A 16,168-nucleotide genomic window follows, 5' to 3' on the forward strand; every position below is an offset into this window, starting at 1 on the left:
AGCTCCCGGATCTAGGCCTGCTCCAGTGCCAGTTTCAATTTGGCCGCCAGCGCCTGGGCTTCCAGATGACCGGATGGGGCCAAGAGCTTCAGCTCAGCACCGTGTTGCGTAGCCATTTTCCGGGCTTCGCTGACCAATCGTTCCGCCACCCCACGACGACGGGTGACGTTTCGCACGCACATTTGGGACAAGTGCCAGACGTCCTGGTGCCGTTGCAGCCGTGCGGCACCGAGCAACCGGTCATTGAAGCGGGCTGCGATCAACGCGCCGTCCTCCAGGCATTTGTGTATCAATTGTGTGCCGTCAGTGAACGGCTCGAACAGCCAGACCGGGGCATCCTGGTAGATTTTGTGCAGGTCCTGCCGGTCCCGACAGGTGGCGTCATTCAACTGCTCGACAACGATGGGCATATAAATTCCTGAAAAATAAACGATTCACGCCCTACAGAAAACGTGCAATGGCGCGATAAGACAGAAGATGTAAAAAAGGTGATAGCACTTTGGCTTTTCTGTCATAAGCAAATGGTAACCTTTACCCGTTCGCCCGTCCTTCTGCGACTCAATGTCGCACCAAAATGAAGCTTCACCAGAAAATACAGTCGCGCTTTGCGTGCAATAAGGCTGAGGGTGATGCATGGCTGGCGAGCCATACCAATAACTGGGGGATACATAATGAGCACGAGCATCACGGCGGACGGCTTTGCCGCCCAGCCTGCGTTCCTCTCCAAGGAACGCATTATCGCCAAGCCCGGATTCAACCGGTGGCTGGTTCCACCGGCCGCACTGGCCATCCACCTTTGCATCGGCATGGCCTACGGCTTTTCGGTGTTCTGGTTGCCGTTGTCCAAGGCACTGGGCGTCACCAAGCCTGTAGCCTGTGCACCGGACATGAGCTTCATCGCACAAGTCTTTTCATCCCAATGTGACTGGCCGATCTCGATGCTCGGCTGGATCTACACCCTGTTCTTCATCTTCCTGGGTTGCTCGGCAGCCATCTGGGGCGGCTGGCTGGAACACGCCGGGCCGCGTAAGGCTGGCGCTGTATCGGCCTTGTGCTGGTGCGGCGGTCTGCTGATTTCCGCGCTGGGTATCTACACTCACCAGATATGGCTGATGTGGGTCGGCTCCGGGGTAATCGGTGGTATCGGCTTGGGGCTGGGCTACATCTCCCCGGTTTCGACGCTGATCAAGTGGTTCCCGGACAAGCGTGGCATGGCCACCGGCATGGCGATCATGGGCTTCGGCGGCGGCGCGATGGTAGGTGCACCGCTGGCTGCAGCGCTGATGAGCCATTTCTCTTCGCCGACTGAAGTGGGCGTATGGCAAAGCTTCCTGGTCATGGCCGCGATCTACTTCGTGTTCATGGTCGGTGGCGCCCTGTCGTACCGCGTCCCGCCGACCGGCTGGAAGCCTGAAGGCTGGACCCCTGCACCGAAGAAAGCTGCGAACGCGATGATCACCCATCGTCACGTTCACGTGAACGTGGCCTGGAAAACCCCGCAGTTCCGTCTGGTATGGCTGGTGCTGTGCCTGAACGTATCCGCCGGTATCGGCATCATCGGCATGGCATCGCCACTGTTGCAGGAAGTGTTCGGCGGCAAGTTGCTCGGCAATGACTTGCCTTTCGGTCAGTTGGATGCTGCGCAACTGGGTCAGATCGCGGCCATTGCGGCCGGTTTCACTGGTCTGCTGAGCCTGTTCAACATCGGTGGGCGGTTCTTCTGGGCATCCTGCTCGGATTACCTGGGTCGCAAGAACACCTACTTCGTGTTCTTCGCCCTGGGCTTTGCCCTGTACGCGCTGATCCCGAACCTGGGTCATCTGGGCAGCGTCGCGCTGTTCGTGGCGGCGTTCTGCATCATCCTGTCGATGTACGGCGGCGGTTTTGCCACCGTGCCGGCCTACCTGGCGGACCTGTTCGGTACGCAAATGGTCGGCGCGATCCACGGTCGGCTGTTGACCGCTTGGGCCGCAGCAGGCGTGCTGGGTCCGGTACTGGTGAACTACCTGCGTGAATATCAGCTGAGCATCGGCGTTGAACGCGCTGCGGCCTATGACATCACCTTGTACATCCTCGCCGGCCTGCTGGTACTGGGCTTCCTGTGCAACCTGATGGTCCGTCCGGTCGCCGACAAGTACTTCATGACCGACGCCGAACTGGCCGCCGAACAGGCGCTGGGCCATGACAAGGGCGCTGACAGCACCACTTCGCTGGAGTGGAAAGCCGCGCCGGGCACCAAGCCTTTGGCGATCGCCGCCTGGTTGGTGGTGGGCATTCCGTTGGCGTGGGGTGTCTGGGTAACCCTGCAGAAGACGGCGGTGTTGTTCCAGTAATGCGCTAGCCCGAACCCGCTGGGGTGAGGGCGAATCTTGTGGGAGCGAGCCTGCTCGCGATGAGGGAGGGTCAGCCAGCATCATTGTCGGCTGATCCACCGCTATCGCGAGCAGGCTCGCTCCCACATTTGTTTTGGGTGATGGCCACAATTGCTTGTACGGACATGTCTATCGCCGACAACCCGTCAGGGATATCACCTCCCGTGTTTCTGTTTGCCGCTCGCGCCCCTATAATGGCTGCCTTTTTCGCCCAATGATTTTGCGGAGCTGGTGATGGCCGAACGTAAGGCGTCTGTCGAGCGCGACACTCTGGAAACCCAGATCAAAGCCTCGATCAACCTGGATGGCACCGGAAAGGCCCGGTTTGATATCGGCGTGCCTTTTCTTGAGCACATGCTGGACCAGATCGCCCGTCATGGGCTGATCGACCTGGATATCGTCAGCAAGGGCGACCTGCACATCGACGACCACCACACGGTGGAAGACGTCGGTATCACCCTGGGGCAGGCCTTCACCAAAGCCATCGGCGACAAGAAAGGCATCCGTCGCTACGGCCACGCCTACGTGCCGCTCGATGAGGCGCTGTCGCGTGTGGTCATCGACTTCTCCGGTCGTCCGGGCCTGCAAATGCATGTGCCGTACACCCGTGCCACCGTTGGCGGCTTCGACGTGGACCTGTTCCAGGAATTTTTCCAGGGCTTCGTCAACCACGCCAATGTGACCCTGCACATCGACAACCTGCGCGGGCACAACACCCACCACCAGATCGAAACCGTGTTCAAGGCTTTCGGCCGCGCGCTGCGCATGGCCGTGGAGCTCGATGACCGCATGGCCGGGCAAATGCCCTCCACCAAGGGCGTCCTGTAATGCAGACGGTCGCGGTTATCGATTACGGCATGGGCAACCTGCACTCGGTGGCCAAGGCCCTCGAGCACGTGGGCGCCGGCAAGGTACTGATCACCAGCGATGCCGACGTGATTCGCGAAGCCGACCGGGTGGTCTTTCCCGGTGTTGGTGCGATTCGTGACTGCATGGCCGAGATCCGTCGCCTGGGCTTCGATTCGCTGGTGCATGAAGTCAGTCAGGATCGTCCGTTCCTCGGCATTTGCGTGGGCATGCAGGCCTTGCTCGAGAGCAGCGAGGAGAACGACGGCGTCGATTGCATCGCGATGTTTCCAGGCCAGGTGAAGTTTTTCGGCAAGGATCTGCACGAAGACGGCGAGCACCTGAAAGTCCCGCACATGGGCTGGAACGAGGTGAAGCAGACGGTGGATCACCCGCTGTGGCACAACATTCCGGACCTGGCGCGCTTCTACTTCGTGCACAGCTACTACATCGCGGCCGCTAACGCCCGGCAGGTGGTGGGCGGCGGTCACTATGGCGTCGACTTCGCCGCGGCCCTGGCCGACGGTTCGCGCTTCGCCGTGCAGTTCCACCCGGAGAAGAGCCATACCCATGGCCTGCAGTTGCTGCAGAACTTCGCGGCGTGGGACGGGCGCTGGTAATGGCCCGCAAGAAACCGCCGATCCTCACTCTCACGCCCGAGCAGGAAAGTGAGGCGAACCTCAAGATCCAACGGTTCATGGAGGATCGTTTCGAACTGGACCTGGGTTCGTTCGAGGCGGCGGAAATTCTTGAGCTGTTTACCCGCGAAATTGCTCCGCACTATTACAACAGGGCGATTTTCGATGTGCAGACGCACCTTAAAGAAAGGTTCGAAAGTATCGAAAGCGACTTGTGGGCGCTCGAAAAAAACTGATTTCCGAGCCAAGCTGAACATTCGAATTTGAAGGTTTGCCAGATGCTGATTATCCCCGCTATCGATCTCAAGGACGGCGCTTGCGTACGTCTGCGTCAGGGCCGGATGGAAGACTCCACGGTGTTCTCCGATGACCCGGTGAGCATGGCCGCCAAGTGGGTGGAGGGCGGCTGCCGTCGCCTGCATCTGGTTGACCTGAACGGTGCCTTCGAAGGGCAGCCGGTGAACGGCGAAGTGGTCACAGCCATTGCCAAGCGCTACCCGAACCTGCCGATCCAGATCGGCGGCGGTATCCGCTCGCTGGAAACCATCGAACACTACGTCAAGGCTGGCGTGAGCTATGTGATCATCGGCACCAAGGCAGTGAAAGACCCGGCGTTTGTCGCTGAAGCTTGCCGCGCCTTCCCGGGCAAGGTCATCGTTGGCCTGGATGCCAAGGACGGTTTCGTCGCCACTGACGGTTGGGCTGAAGTCAGCACCGTGCAGGTGATTGACCTGGCCAAGCGTTTCGAGGCCGACGGGGTGTCTGCCATCGTCTACACCGACATCGCCAAAGACGGCATGATGCAGGGTTGCAACGTTCCGTTCACCGCCGCCCTGGCCGCCGCCACGAAGATTCCGGTGATCGCCTCCGGCGGTATCCATAACCTGGGCGACATCAAGGCGCTGCTCGACGCCAAGGCGCCAGGCATCATCGGCGCGATCACCGGTCGCGCGATCTACGAAGGCACGCTGGATGTCGCTGAGGCCCAGGCCTTCTGCGATTCCTACAAAGGCTGAGGACTGACCATGGCGCTGGCCAAACGCATCATCCCTTGCCTGGACGTGGACAACGGCCGGGTGGTCAAGGGCGTCAAGTTCGAGAACATCCGCGACGCCGGCGACCCGGTGGAAATCGCCCGTCGCTATGACGAGCAGGGCGCGGACGAGATTACCTTTCTCGACATCACGGCCAGCGTCGACGGCCGCGATACCACGCTGCATACCGTCGAGCGCATGGCCAGCCAGGTGTTCATCCCGCTGACCGTGGGCGGTGGCGTGCGCACCGTGCAGGACATCCGCAACCTGCTCAACGCCGGTGCGGACAAGGTGTCGATCAACACCGCCGCGGTGTTCAACCCGGAATTCGTCGGCGAAGCGGCCCAGCGTTTTGGTTCGCAGTGCATTGTCGTGGCCATCGATGCCAAGAAAGTGTCCGGCCCGGGCGAAACCCCGCGCTGGGAGATCTTCACCCACGGTGGGCGCAAACCCACCGGCCTGGACGCCGTGGAATGGGCGAAGAAGATGGAAGGCCTGGGGGCCGGTGAGATCTTGCTGACCAGCATGGACCAGGACGGCATGAAAAACGGTTTCGACCTGGGCGTCACCCGCGCCATCAGCGATGCCTTGGGCATTCCGGTCATCGCCTCCGGCGGCGTCGGCAACCTGCAGCACCTGGCCGATGGCATCCTTGAAGGCCATGCCAGTGCGGTACTGGCGGCGAGCATTTTCCACTTCGGCGAATACACCGTGCCGGAAGCCAAGGCTTACATGGCGCAGCGCGGAATCGTCATTCGATAAGCGGGCACAACCGAGCCCCGATGCTCACCTCAGGGGGCGACGGGGGTTGCGTTTTGCGCCCCTGTCGCAGGGCTCAGTACGTCAACCCTCGGCTCGGATGCCTGTCCTGATTTGTCGTAGGCGATTGTGCAGAATTTCAGCGGCAGTTCTGCATCCGGAAACCAGAAATCCATGTAGGTGTGGGTCAGATACTGCTCATCCCTTGAGCAATCTGTGGTGTCCAGCGGGCCAAATTTGACGGCGTAGGTCCGGTACTCGCTACCGCGTGCCAGCTCCACGCCGACTCCGCTACTGATCGACAAATCGGGCTGTGCCGTTGGCGTGTCATCGAGGACTTCCACCACAAGGGACAGTCCATTCTTGATGAGTCCGACCTGCGCTCCTTGAGTCGCGGAATCAACGCCAAGAATGCAAAGGAAATAGAAACCGGGCTGGGCGCCGATCTCGCTGTTGATAAACGCGTCGTTAGAACTTATTGCGTCGCTGTAGTAATGGCCACTTTCGCAGTCCTTCGCAGTGCGCACGGTCTTGTGGCGATAAAAAGCGGTGCTGATGGAGAAATGGTAATCCCATGTCGGAATTTCCATCGTCCCGTCATCCCGTTTTTTGAGCCTCTTGTACCTTGCGGGCTCGTTGGCATCAGCACTCACGGTAAACGCTGGATAAAGCGGACAAGAGGAAGTTGCCTCATTGGCAATGTGGCCTTGTACAAAGCATCCGTTGAGAAAGATCGTCGGGTTCCCATAAACGTTTTTGGGAATGGCCTTATAGACATCCCCAACCCGCGTACAGGGTGCATGTTCGTCGCATGGAGCGAAACCGGCCGCCAGGTTACCGGTGCCTATTACGCCTATTATCTCGTTGGAGTGACGATCAAGAATCGGCCCCCCTGAACTGCCGCCGGCTATATCCTGACAGCGCGTCATCACGTTGTTTCGCCACACCCATGGGCCTTCCACTATTTCCCGAGCAGGCTGCAAAGTGCAGGCAGCCATGCGCAATGTGGCGTTGTCGAAACCCAGCGGGGCACTCACGATCAGCACATCGGTCCCGTCGGCAGGCTTTTGTCGGGCCAGCTCCAGGGGCTGTATACCTTCCTCAATGAGTTTCTGAAGGCTGACGTCCAATTCTATGATCGCCAGATCAACGCCTTGCATACTGCGCCATGCCACCTTTTTCAGCGCGTAGGTTTTGAATAACTCGGTGTCGGCGAAGTAATCGAACTGCATGACCCCGCTGACCGGTTTATCCGTCACGATGTTGCCGTTGCCTTTTTCGATACAGTGTCCTGAAGTGAGTACATAGGCGGGTGTTGGTTGGGGTATCGATGCATCCTGAGTGTCGAGGAGCGTCGCGGTACAAGAGCCGTCGATAAACAGGCGTCCGACGCCTCGCCAGTGGTTGTGTGATCCATCCGCGTTTTCAAGAACCTTTGAGGCCGAAAAATTTTGCATGCCTTCGCCAAAGTCCTGGCTGTGGGCGATACCCTGCAAACTCAGCGAGCAGAGCAGGCCGGTCAGCAGAAAGGAGATCGATTTCATCGAGTAGTACCTTTGGTTAGTTGAATGAAAACCGGCAGTGGCCGGTGTTCTCCAATTAATCAGGTAGGGGCTGACGGTTGGCGGTAAATAGTTACCTCAACGGTGAGAGTGCTCTTTTATATTTGAGTCGTTGAGCAGCCTGGGCAGCAAAGGGCTGTGGACATGCTCGCAGGCCCGAGGCACTCTTGGGCACGCCATGGATTCGGGTAGCCAGACATGTTCAAACGCATTCTTTTGGTTCTTGCCAGTGCCTCTTTGTTGTTCGTCAGCGGGGCACAAGCTCAAGATCGCCGTGACGTCGGCCTGGTGTTGCTGACGGAAAACTTCCCGCCCTACAACATGGCCAAGAATGGCAAAAACTTCGCTCAGGACGAGAACATCAATGGCATCGCGGTGGATATTGTCCGCGAGATATTCAAACGTGCCGATATCAGCTACAGCCTGACACTGCGTTTCCCGTGGGAGCGAATTTATAAACTGGCCCTGGATAATCCCGGCTACGGCGTGTTTGTCACGGCGCGATTGCCCGAGCGTGAAAAACTCTTCAAATGGGTCGGCCCGATTGGCCCGGACGACTGGATCATGCTCGCCAAGGCCGACAGCAAGATTTCCCTGGACTCGTTGGAGCAGGCGCGTCAATACAGGATCGGGGCTTACAAGGGTGACGCGATTGCCGAGACCTTGGCCAAGCAAGGGCTGAACCCGATTGTCGTGTTGCGCGATCAGGACAACGCCAGGAAGCTGGTCAATGGTCAAATCGATCTGTGGGCCACCGGGGATCCGGCCGGGCGCTATCTGGCGCGTGAGGAAGGGGTGAGCGATCTCAAGACCGTGCTACGGTTCAACAGTGCCGAGTTGTACCTGGCGTTGAACAAAAACGTGCCCGACGACGTGGTCGCCCGCCTTCAAGCGGCCCTGGATGAACTGCGCAAGGAAGGTGCGGTGGACGCGATCATGGCGCGGTATCTCTGATCGCCGATTCGGTTCTGAATGCGCAAATCTGTGGGAGCGAGCTTGCTCGCGAAAGCGGTGGGTCAGCTTGAAGAGATGTTGAATGTACAGCCGTCATCGCGAGCAAGCTCGCTCCCACAGGTATTGTGGGTGTCTGCAAATAATGTGTTCACCATGGATCACTGTGGGAGCGAGCCTGCTCGCGATGGCGGCGCCGCGGTTTGAGATAGTGCTCAGTCGCTACCGATAAACCCCATCTTTGCCATGCCCAGCCATCGCCCGATTGCTGCGCAAGCTGATCATCGACTTGATGTCGATCCATTCGATGCCCTGGGCCTTGAGCCTGGGCAGTTCACGTTCGAGCACGGCCAGGGTCTGCGGATAGGGATGGCCAATCATCACCGCAGAGCCCTGCTGGCGAGCCAGCTCTATGGCGACCTGAAGCTGATGGGCGATGGCCGCTTCGGTGCGCTCATCGTCCAGGAACACATCGCGCGACACGCTGGCGAGGCCGATTTTTTGCGCCTCGGCGGCGGCGACTGTCTGGGCGCTGGTGCGGCTGTCGACAAAGAACTTGTGTCGCTGCTGCAAGTTCGCCATCAACCATGCCATGGCCCGCGGCTGTGAAGTCATGCGGCTGCCCATGTGGTTATTGATCCCGCTGGTGAAGGGCACGGCGGCGAATGCGGCGTCGAGGCGTTTTCCCAACTCTTCAAGGGGCAGTTCCGGATGCCAGGCGAACGGCCCGGTGGCCGGGTCCATGGGCATGTGCAGCATGACGACCTTGCCGGCGCGATGGGCTTCGCGGGCGAGTTCGGCAGCGTGTGGCGTATCGGGCATGATCGCCGCAGTGACCGGGCCGGGCAGGGCCAGCACGCGGCGATCCCGAGGCAGGTTTTGCCCCAGGTCATCGATGATCAGGCTCAGGTAGGCCTTGTGCGGTGCCGGTGTGGCGGGCGCGGCAAAGACCGCGCCAGCCAGGCAGCACACCAGGCCCAGGATGAAGCGCAGGCCCATCTCAGCGGCCGGAGGTGATGTTCAGTCCTTTGAGCAGGCTCAGGGCCTGAGCCAACTGATAATCATCATCCTGCGGCATGGGCTTGGCCTTGGCGCCGGAACCGGTCGGTTTGTCGGCGCCGCCGTTGCCATTGCCCAAGTGACCCTGCAAGTCAGCTTCCTTGAAGTACTCGCTGTCCTGCTCGCTGGTGATCTTGGCCTTGCGCACCTCGATGTCCGGGACGATGCCCTGGGCCTGGATGGATCGGCCGTTAGGGGTGTAGTACAGCGCAGTAGTGATCTTCAGGGCGCGGTCATTGTTGAGCGGCAAGACGGTCTGCACCGAGCCTTTGCCAAAACTGGTGGTGCCCATGACGACACCGCGTTTCTGGTCCTGCAGGGCGCCGGCGACGATTTCCGATGCCGAAGCGCTGCCACCGTTGATCAGTACCACCAGCGGCACGGCTTCGCTCAGGTCGTTGCCGGTGGCCGAAAAGCGCAGCTCGGAATTGGCGATGCGGCCCTTGGTGTAGACGATCAGGCCCTTGGTGATGAAATGGTCCACCACCTCCACGGCCGATTGCAGCACGCCGCCGGGGTTGTTACGCAGGTCCAGGACCATGCCGTTGAGCTTCTTGCCGTTGTCCTTGCGCAGCTTGGCCAGGGCCTTGGCGACTTCTTCGCCGGTCTTGACCTGGAACTGGGTGATGCGGATGTAGCCGTAGCCCGACTCCAGCAACTGGCTCTTCACGCTTTTGACCTGGATGATCGCGCGGGTCAGGGTCACGTCGAACGGCGTGCCGCCATCGCGCACCAGGGTCAGGGTAATCTTCTGGCCGATCTTGCCGCGCATCTTGTCCACGGCTTCGGTCATGCTCTGGCCGCGAGTCGGCTGGCCGTTGATCTTGACGATGAAGTCACCGGCCTGGATGCCGGCCTTGGAAGCAGGGGTGTCGTCGATGGGCGAAACCACTTTGACGAAGCCGTCTTCGCTGCCGACCTCGATGCCCAGGCCGCCGAACTCGCCGCTGGTGCTTTCCTGCAGCTCGGCGAAATCTTCCGGCCCCAGGTAGGCCGAGTGGGGGTCAAGGTTGCTGAGCATGCCCTTGATGGCGTTCTCCAGCAGCAGCTTGTCGTCCACCGGTTCCACGTAGGCGGCCTTGATCCGGTCCATGACTTCGGCAAAGGTGCGCAGTTCGTCCAGCGGCAGCGGGGCCTTGGTGGTCGCGGCCGTAGCGGCGGTCGACGAGGGGGCCGGTTCAGCGGCGAACGCCAGGGGCGCACCGATCACCAGGGCGATCGTCAGGGCCAGCGAGGTGAGGCGGGACAAATGCAGCATGTCGAACGAACTCCTGAGTTGGATGGGCGCGCTTATCCTTGCGCACGACACCATTGGGTCGGGTCACTGGGGCGACCCTGCTGACGAATAGCGAAATACAGCGCTGGCGTATCCTGCCCGCCACTGTTACCAACCGTAGAGATGGACTCGCCGGCCTTGACTACATCGCCGGCCGCCTTGAGCAGCGTCTGGTTATGGCCGTACAGGCTCAAATAGCCGTTACCGTGATCCAGGATCACCAGCAGGCCGGCGCCGCGAAGCCAGTCGGCGAACACCACACGACCGCCATGCACGGCATGCACCTGGCTGCCGGCAGTGGCGCTGATCATCACGCCGTCCCATTTGGTACGGGTATCATCGCCGCGGGTTTGGCCGAAGCGTGCAAGCAATCGACCATTGACCGGCCATGGAAGTTTGCCCCGTGCCGAAGCAAAAGCGCCGCCGAAGGTTTCGCCACCTGTGGAAACCAACGGGCCAGGGCTTGATCGGGCAGGTTTGCGCGGTGCATCGCTGGCGTCGGCCTGGGCCTCACGCAAGCGCTTTTTTTCGGCTTCCTGCTGGGCGATCAGCGCCTTCTGGCGCGCTTCTTCCGCCTCTCGAGCCTGGCGTGCCAGGGTTTCTTCGATGGTCTTCAAGACTTTTGCCAGTTGAGCCTGGTCCTGCTCGCGAGCCTTGAGCTTGCTGTCGCGGGCCTTAACGTCCTCATTGAGCTTGGCCAGGGCGACCTGACGCTCCTTGCGAACCTTCTCGAGTTCTTCGCGTTGGGTGTCGAGGCTGCTTTTCTGCACCAGCAACTGGGCCTGCTGCAATTCAATCTCTTTTTCGACATTGGCCAGCTGGCGCAGGGTTTCGTTAAAGCTCTTGAGTTGCTCCAGGCGTGCCTGGCTCAGGTAATCGTAATACGTGAGTGTGCGAGCGAATTTCTCGGGGTTCTGCTGGTTGAGCAACAGCTTGAGGTACTCCTGACGACCGTTCTGGTAGGCCGCGCGGGCCTGGATGGCGATCAGCTTTTGCTGTTCAGTGCGCGCGCTCTGGAGTTTTTTTTTCTCCGTATCGAGTCGCTGCAACTCGGATTCACTTTTCTTCAGCTCTTGTTGCAGGGCGTCGACCTGCTTTTCCAGCTTGCCCATCTCGGTCTCGGTACCGCGCAGATCTTTCTGCACGCCGGACTTCTCTTCCTGCAACTTGCCCAGCAGCTTTTTCAGCTCGGCAATGTCCTGACGCGTGGCGTCCAACTGCTGTTGGGTTTGTGCGCGCTCGTCAGCGAAGGCCGGTTGGAGCAGGCAGGTCAGAGCGAGGGCTATCAGAACGCGAAGCATAGAGGCGGGCGACACCAGGGAAAGGGACGGCCTAGTATGCCCGCCCCACGCTGCAAAAAAAACGCCCATTTGGGGCTGTGTGATAACTGGCCCAAAAAACACCAAAAACCAATGTGGGAGCGAGCTTGCTCGCGATGGCGCCAGCACATTCAACAAAGATGTTGATTGGAAGATCGCTATCGCGAGCAAGCTCGCTCCCACAGGGTTTGCGGTGATTGATGGATCAATCAGACCAGGATCGACGTCCCGGTCATCTCCGCCGGCTTCTCCATCCCCAGCAACATCAGCATCGTCGGCGCCACGTCAGCCAGTACGCCGCCATCGCGGACCTTGAAGTCACGCTTGCCGACATAGATGAATGGCACCGGCTCGGTGGTGTGGGCGGTGTGGGCCTGGCCGGTGGACTCGTCGGACATCTGCTCGACATTCCCATGGTCGGCGGTGATCAGCGCTTCACCGCCGACTTTTTCCAGCGCCTCGACGATGCGCCCGACGCAGGTGTCCAGGCATTCCACCGCTTTGACCGCGGCGTCGAACACCCCGCTGTGGCCGACCATGTCGCCGTTGGCGTAGTTGACCACGATCACGTCGTAGCGCTGGTGCTCGATGGCATCGACGATGCGGTCGGTGACCTCCGGTGCGCTCATCTCCGGTTGCAGGTCGTAGGTGGCGACTTTCGGCGACGGGATCAGGATGCGTTCTTCGCCGGGGAAGGGCTCTTCACGGCCGCCGGAGAAGAAGAACGTCACGTGGGCATACTTCTCGGTTTCAGCGATACGCAATTGGGTCTTGCCGTTCTTCGCCAGGTAGTCGCCCAGCACGTTTTCCAGGCTGCCGGCGGCGAAGGCCGACGGCGCGGGGATGCTGGCGGCGTATTGGGTCAGCATGACGAAGCCGGCCAGTTTCGGCTGACGGGCGCGTTCGAACTCCTTGAAATCGTCTTCGACAAACACGCGGGTCAGCTCGCGGGCACGGTCGGCGCGGAAGTTCATGAACACCACGGCATCGCCGTCCTCGACTTTGACCGGCTCACCGATGGTGGTGGCCTTGACGAATTCGTCGCTTTCACCCCGCTCGTAGGCGGCTTGCAGGCCTTCCTGGGCGGTGGCGGCGTTGAACTCGGCGTTGCCGTCGACGATCAGGTTGTAGGCCTGGGACACCCGGTCCCAGCGGTTATCGCGGTCCATGGCGTAGTAACGGCCGACGATGCTGGCGATACGACCCTTGCCGAGAGCCTGGAAGGTGCTGTCGAGCAGTTCGATCGACGAAGTGGCGCTTTTTGGTGGCGTGTCGCGGCCATCGAGGAACGCGTGCAGGTAGATTTTTTCGGCACCGCGCTTGAAGGCCAGTTCGGCCATGGCGATCAGGTGGTCCTGGTGGCTGTGCACGCCGCCATCGGACAGCAGGCCCATGAAGTGCACGGCTTTGCCAGCAGCCACGGCTTTATCCACAGCAGCGCAGATGGTCGGGTTTTCAAAGAACTCGCCGTCGCGGATCGCTTTGGTCACGCGGGTGAAGTCCTGATACACCACGCGGCCCGCGCCGAGGTTCATGTGGCCGACTTCGGAGTTGCCCATCTGTCCGTCGGGCAGGCCGACGTCCATGCCGCTGCCGGAGATCAGGCCGTTCGGCACGGTGGCCCACAGACGGTCCAGCACAGGCTTGCGGGCCGCGTACACGGCATTGGATTCGTGGCTGTCACTGTGACCGAAGCCGTCGAGAATCATCAGGACCAAAGGTTTAGGCGTGGTAGTCATGGAATCCACTCGTGGCTGATTAAAAGAAGGCGATGGAAAAGGGACGGGCAGTTTAAAGGTAAGTTCCGGTGCCGTCACCGCCGGGCGGGGTTTGGCCGGCCTTGTGTGCTGTGTATACTGGCCGACATTTTAACGCCCTGGAACCTCCTTCGATGGTTGCTCACCTGATTGAATTTGCCACTAACCACTACCTTCTTGTCGGTATCTTCGTCGTACTGCTGGCGTTGCTGGTTGCCCATACGATGCAGGGCGGCGGTCGCAGCCTCAGTACTGGCGAGCTGACGGCACTGGTCAACAAGGACACCGGCGTGGTGGTAGACATCCGCCCGAGCAAGGATTTCGCCGCTGGTCACATTGTCGGCGCGGTGAACATTCCCCAGGACAAACTGATCGCTCGTATCGGTGAACTGGAAAAACACAAGGCCAAGACGCTGATCCTGGTGGATGCTCAGGGCCAGCACGCAGGCACTCATGCCCGCGAGCTGATGAAGTCCGGCTTTACCGCCGCCAAACTGTCCGGTGGCGTTGCAAGCTGGAAAGCCGACAATCTGCCCCTGGTGAAGTGATATGACCCACGTTGTTGTCTATTCCAGCGATTACTGCCCCTATTGCTCCCGAGCCAAGTTCCTGCTCAAGAACAAAGGTGTGGCTTTCGAAGAGATCAAGGTCGACGGCAAGCCGCAACTGCGCGCCGAAATGACTCAAAAGGCCGGACGTACCTCCGTGCCGCAGATCTGGATCGGCAGCACCCACGTGGGCGGTTGCGATGATCTGTTTGCCCTGGATCGCGCCGGCAAGCTCGATGCGATGCTCAAGGCCTGAATTCCCCACTAAGAACCTGAAAGTAAGAAGGATCTGCGATGACTGACCAACAGAACACAGCTGCCAGCGAAGAAGAAACCGCACCGCAATTCTCCTTGCAGCGTATTTATGTGCGTGACCTGTCCTTCGAAGCCCCGAAAAGCCCGGCGATCTTTCGCCAGCAGTGGGAGCCGAGCGTAGGCCTGGACCTGAACACTCGCCAGAAAGCCCTGGAAGATGATTTCCACGAAGTGGTGCTGACCCTGTCGGTGACCGTGAAGAACGGTGACGAAGTGGCGTTCATTGCCGAAGTGCAGCAAGCCGGGATCTTCCTGATCAAGAACCTGGATGCCGCTTCGATGAGCCACACCCTGGGTGCCTTCTGCCCCAACATCCTGTTCCCGTACGCCCGCGAAACCCTGGACAGCCTGGTGACCCGCGGTTCGTTCCCGGCCCTGATGCTGGCCCCGGTGAACTTCGATGCCCTGTACGCGCAAGAACTGCAGCGCATGCAGCAAGAAGGCGCCGCGACCGTTCAGTAAGCGGTATCGCGGCTGTAGCACAAGGTATAAACCTGTGGGAGCGAGCCTGCTCGCGATAGCGTCATGTCAGTCAGTATTGAGTTGACTGGTACAGCGCTATCGCGAGCAGGCTCGCTCCCACAGAAGTTTCTGGCCAGGGTTACCGGAAACCGTTCTGCCGCCAGGCCTCGTAAACGGCCACTGCCACGGTGTTGGACAGGTTCAGGCTGCGACAGCCTTCGCGCATCGGCAGGCGCAGACGCTGGTCGGCGGGCAGGGCGTCCAGTACCTCGGCCGGCAGGCCACGGCTTTCCGGGCCGAACAGGAACGCATCGCCCGCGACGAAGCTGGCATCATGGAATGGCCGCGAACCCTTGGTGGTGAAGGCAAACAAGCGCGGATGCCCCAGGCTCTCCAGACAGCTGGCGAGGTCGGCGTGGCGCTGCAGGGTGGCATACTCGTGGTAATCGAGACCGGCACGGCGCAGGCGCTTGTCGTCCATCTCGAAGCCCAGTGGTTCGATCAGATGCAGGTGGCAGCCGCTGTTGGCGCACAGCCTGATGACGTTGCCGGTGTTCGGCGGAATTTCCGGTTGAAAAAGGATGACGTGAAACATGCACGGCTCCGCAGATAAAGATGAGCGGCATTCTACGCCGCAAACCGATCAGCGTTCGAAGCTATTGCCTCGAGTGATGGGGTCTTTGGCGATCTTCGGTCTGATGGTCGGCCTGATGATCGGTCGCCTGACCACGCCCGAGCCGAGCGTGCTGCAACAGGTCGAAGTGATCGACGGGACGCTGGTGGCCTGGTTCAACAACGAGCCCAAGCTGCACGGGGAAATCATCGACGGCTCGGTGGCGCTGTTGCTCCAGGCAGAGGGCCGTCCGCAGAAGGGCCAGCTCAAACTCAATGGCAAGGACGTGAACTGGCGGGTGCGTTTGAGTGACAAAGGGTTGTTGCTGACGCTGGTGGCGGCGCGTCCATTGCGGGGGGAGTGGGCCGGCAGCGAGGTCGATGACCGCTGGCGGCTGGAGATCCGTCTCCAAGAGCAATAAAAGAGGGAATCCCCGGCCTGCCTGTACCAAGGTCCCCAAACGGGAGGGGCTTGCGTTAAACGCGCAGCCCCGGGTGTAAAGAAGGGAAACCTTGACCTGCCTGTATCAAGGCCCCCAAAACAGTGGGCTCGATGAGCCCGATGTAAAATGGGGAATCCCCGGCCTGCCTGTACCAAGGTCCCCGAAACTGGGTAATGATTGAGTTATTGCAGGGGGCGTGCCAGTTTTAAATGGCT

General features: G+C 60.2%; 18 protein-coding genes. 11 read left to right on the forward strand and 7 right to left on the reverse strand.

Translation table 11 applies throughout. From position 1 onward, the window contains the following. Positions 1 to 11 precede the first annotated feature (11 nt). The gene (panM, locus tag GKKCFE_RS00185; protein WP_316912478.1) at positions 12 to 410 is read right to left on the reverse strand and encodes an aspartate 1-decarboxylase autocleavage activator PanM; all 399 of its coding nucleotides are present in this window, start codon (positions 408 to 410) and stop codon (positions 12 to 14) included. A gap of 261 nt (positions 411 to 671) precedes the next feature. Between panM and GKKCFE_RS00190 the strand changes: the two genes are divergently transcribed. From GKKCFE_RS00190 to hisF, 6 genes are all read left to right on the forward strand, one after another. After that, the gene (locus tag GKKCFE_RS00190; protein WP_445577344.1) at positions 672 to 2,333 is read left to right on the forward strand and encodes an OFA family MFS transporter; all 1,662 of its coding nucleotides are present in this window, start codon (positions 672 to 674) and stop codon (positions 2,331 to 2,333) included. A gap of 273 nt (positions 2,334 to 2,606) precedes the next feature. Beyond that, positions 2,607 to 3,200 carry an imidazoleglycerol-phosphate dehydratase HisB gene (hisB, locus tag GKKCFE_RS00195; RefSeq protein ID WP_003186751.1) on the forward strand — a complete coding sequence of 198 codons (594 nt, stop codon included), beginning with the start codon at positions 2,607 to 2,609 and terminating at the stop codon, positions 3,198 to 3,200. Further along, complete coding sequence (gene hisH, locus GKKCFE_RS00200) at positions 3,200 to 3,838, forward strand: imidazole glycerol phosphate synthase subunit HisH (RefSeq protein ID WP_160894010.1); 639 nt, start codon at positions 3,200 to 3,202, stop codon at positions 3,836 to 3,838. The genes hisB and hisH overlap by 1 nt, the downstream gene beginning before the upstream one ends. Further along, positions 3,838 to 4,092 carry a DUF2164 domain-containing protein gene (locus GKKCFE_RS00205; protein WP_047226899.1) on the forward strand — a complete coding sequence of 85 codons (255 nt, stop codon included), beginning with the start codon at positions 3,838 to 3,840 and terminating at the stop codon, positions 4,090 to 4,092. Before hisH ends, GKKCFE_RS00205 begins: the two co-directional genes overlap by 1 nt. Before the next feature lie 42 nt (positions 4,093 to 4,134). Then, positions 4,135 to 4,872, forward strand: coding sequence for a 1-(5-phosphoribosyl)-5-[(5-phosphoribosylamino)methylideneamino]imidazole-4-carboxamide isomerase (gene hisA, locus GKKCFE_RS00210; protein ID WP_047226900.1), 738 nt, complete (start codon positions 4,135 to 4,137; stop codon positions 4,870 to 4,872). 9 nt (positions 4,873 to 4,881) lie between these two features. Further along, positions 4,882 to 5,652, forward strand: coding sequence for an imidazole glycerol phosphate synthase subunit HisF (gene hisF, locus GKKCFE_RS00215; protein WP_047226901.1), 771 nt, complete (start codon positions 4,882 to 4,884; stop codon positions 5,650 to 5,652). A 29-nt stretch (positions 5,653 to 5,681) separates the two neighbouring features. On the opposite strand, the gene GKKCFE_RS00220 is transcribed toward hisF, so the two are convergent. Then, positions 5,682 to 7,193 carry a trypsin-like serine peptidase gene (locus GKKCFE_RS00220; RefSeq protein WP_445577345.1) on the reverse strand — a complete coding sequence of 504 codons (1,512 nt, stop codon included), beginning with the start codon at positions 7,191 to 7,193 and terminating at the stop codon, positions 5,682 to 5,684. Positions 7,194 to 7,409: 216 nt separating this feature from the next. Between GKKCFE_RS00220 and GKKCFE_RS00225 the strand changes: the two genes are divergently transcribed. Beyond that, a complete protein-coding gene (locus tag GKKCFE_RS00225) occupies positions 7,410 to 8,165 on the forward strand; it encodes a substrate-binding periplasmic protein (RefSeq protein ID WP_445577346.1) in 756 nt (251 codons plus the stop codon). A gap of 219 nt (positions 8,166 to 8,384) precedes the next feature. Here the strand turns inward: GKKCFE_RS00225 and GKKCFE_RS00230 are convergent, their stop codons facing one another. The 4 genes from GKKCFE_RS00230 to gpmI form a co-directional block, all read right to left on the reverse strand. Beyond that, entirely contained in the window at positions 8,385 to 9,161 is a 777-nt protein-coding gene (locus tag GKKCFE_RS00230) for a divergent polysaccharide deacetylase family protein (RefSeq protein ID WP_445577347.1), read from the reverse strand. 1 nt (position 9,162) lies between these two features. Next, positions 9,163 to 10,479: a S41 family peptidase gene (locus GKKCFE_RS00235; protein WP_047226905.1), complete on the reverse strand. Its 1,317-nt coding sequence runs from the start codon at positions 10,477 to 10,479 to the stop codon at positions 9,163 to 9,165. A 32-nt stretch (positions 10,480 to 10,511) separates the two neighbouring features. Further along, complete coding sequence (locus GKKCFE_RS00240; protein ID WP_445577348.1) at positions 10,512 to 11,798, reverse strand: murein hydrolase activator EnvC family protein; 1,287 nt, start codon at positions 11,796 to 11,798, stop codon at positions 10,512 to 10,514. 227 nt (positions 11,799 to 12,025) lie between these two features. Next, positions 12,026 to 13,555 (reverse strand): 2,3-bisphosphoglycerate-independent phosphoglycerate mutase, encoded by a 1,530-nt coding sequence (gpmI, locus tag GKKCFE_RS00245; protein WP_076383352.1) that lies wholly within the window; start codon positions 13,553 to 13,555, stop codon positions 12,026 to 12,028. Positions 13,556 to 13,707: 152 nt separating this feature from the next. Here gpmI and GKKCFE_RS00250 point away from each other — a divergent pair, with 152 nt between their 5' ends. From GKKCFE_RS00250 to secB, 3 genes are read left to right on the forward strand one after another with little or no spacing between them, the layout of a single operon-like run. Next, a complete protein-coding gene (locus tag GKKCFE_RS00250; RefSeq protein WP_047226908.1) occupies positions 13,708 to 14,121 on the forward strand; it encodes a rhodanese-like domain-containing protein in 414 nt (137 codons plus the stop codon). 1 nt (position 14,122) lies between these two features. Further along, positions 14,123 to 14,377: a glutaredoxin 3 gene (grxC, locus tag GKKCFE_RS00255; RefSeq protein ID WP_047226909.1), complete on the forward strand. Its 255-nt coding sequence runs from the start codon at positions 14,123 to 14,125 to the stop codon at positions 14,375 to 14,377. A gap of 38 nt (positions 14,378 to 14,415) precedes the next feature. Beyond that, a complete protein-coding gene (gene secB, locus GKKCFE_RS00260) occupies positions 14,416 to 14,898 on the forward strand; it encodes a protein-export chaperone SecB (RefSeq protein WP_047226910.1) in 483 nt (160 codons plus the stop codon). A 139-nt stretch (positions 14,899 to 15,037) separates the two neighbouring features. Here the strand turns inward: secB and trmL are convergent, their stop codons facing one another. Continuing rightward, a complete protein-coding gene (gene trmL, locus GKKCFE_RS00265; RefSeq protein ID WP_047226911.1) occupies positions 15,038 to 15,493 on the reverse strand; it encodes a tRNA (uridine(34)/cytosine(34)/5-carboxymethylaminomethyluridine(34)-2'-O)-methyltransferase TrmL in 456 nt (151 codons plus the stop codon). Between trmL and GKKCFE_RS00270 the strand changes: the two genes are divergently transcribed. Beyond that, entirely contained in the window at positions 15,492 to 15,932 is a 441-nt protein-coding gene (locus GKKCFE_RS00270; RefSeq protein WP_076383353.1) for a hypothetical protein, read from the forward strand. The genes trmL and GKKCFE_RS00270 overlap by 2 nt on opposite strands. Positions 15,933 to 16,168 lie beyond the last annotated feature (236 nt).

It is taken from the genome of Pseudomonas sp. E141 (genome assembly GCF_052659885.1).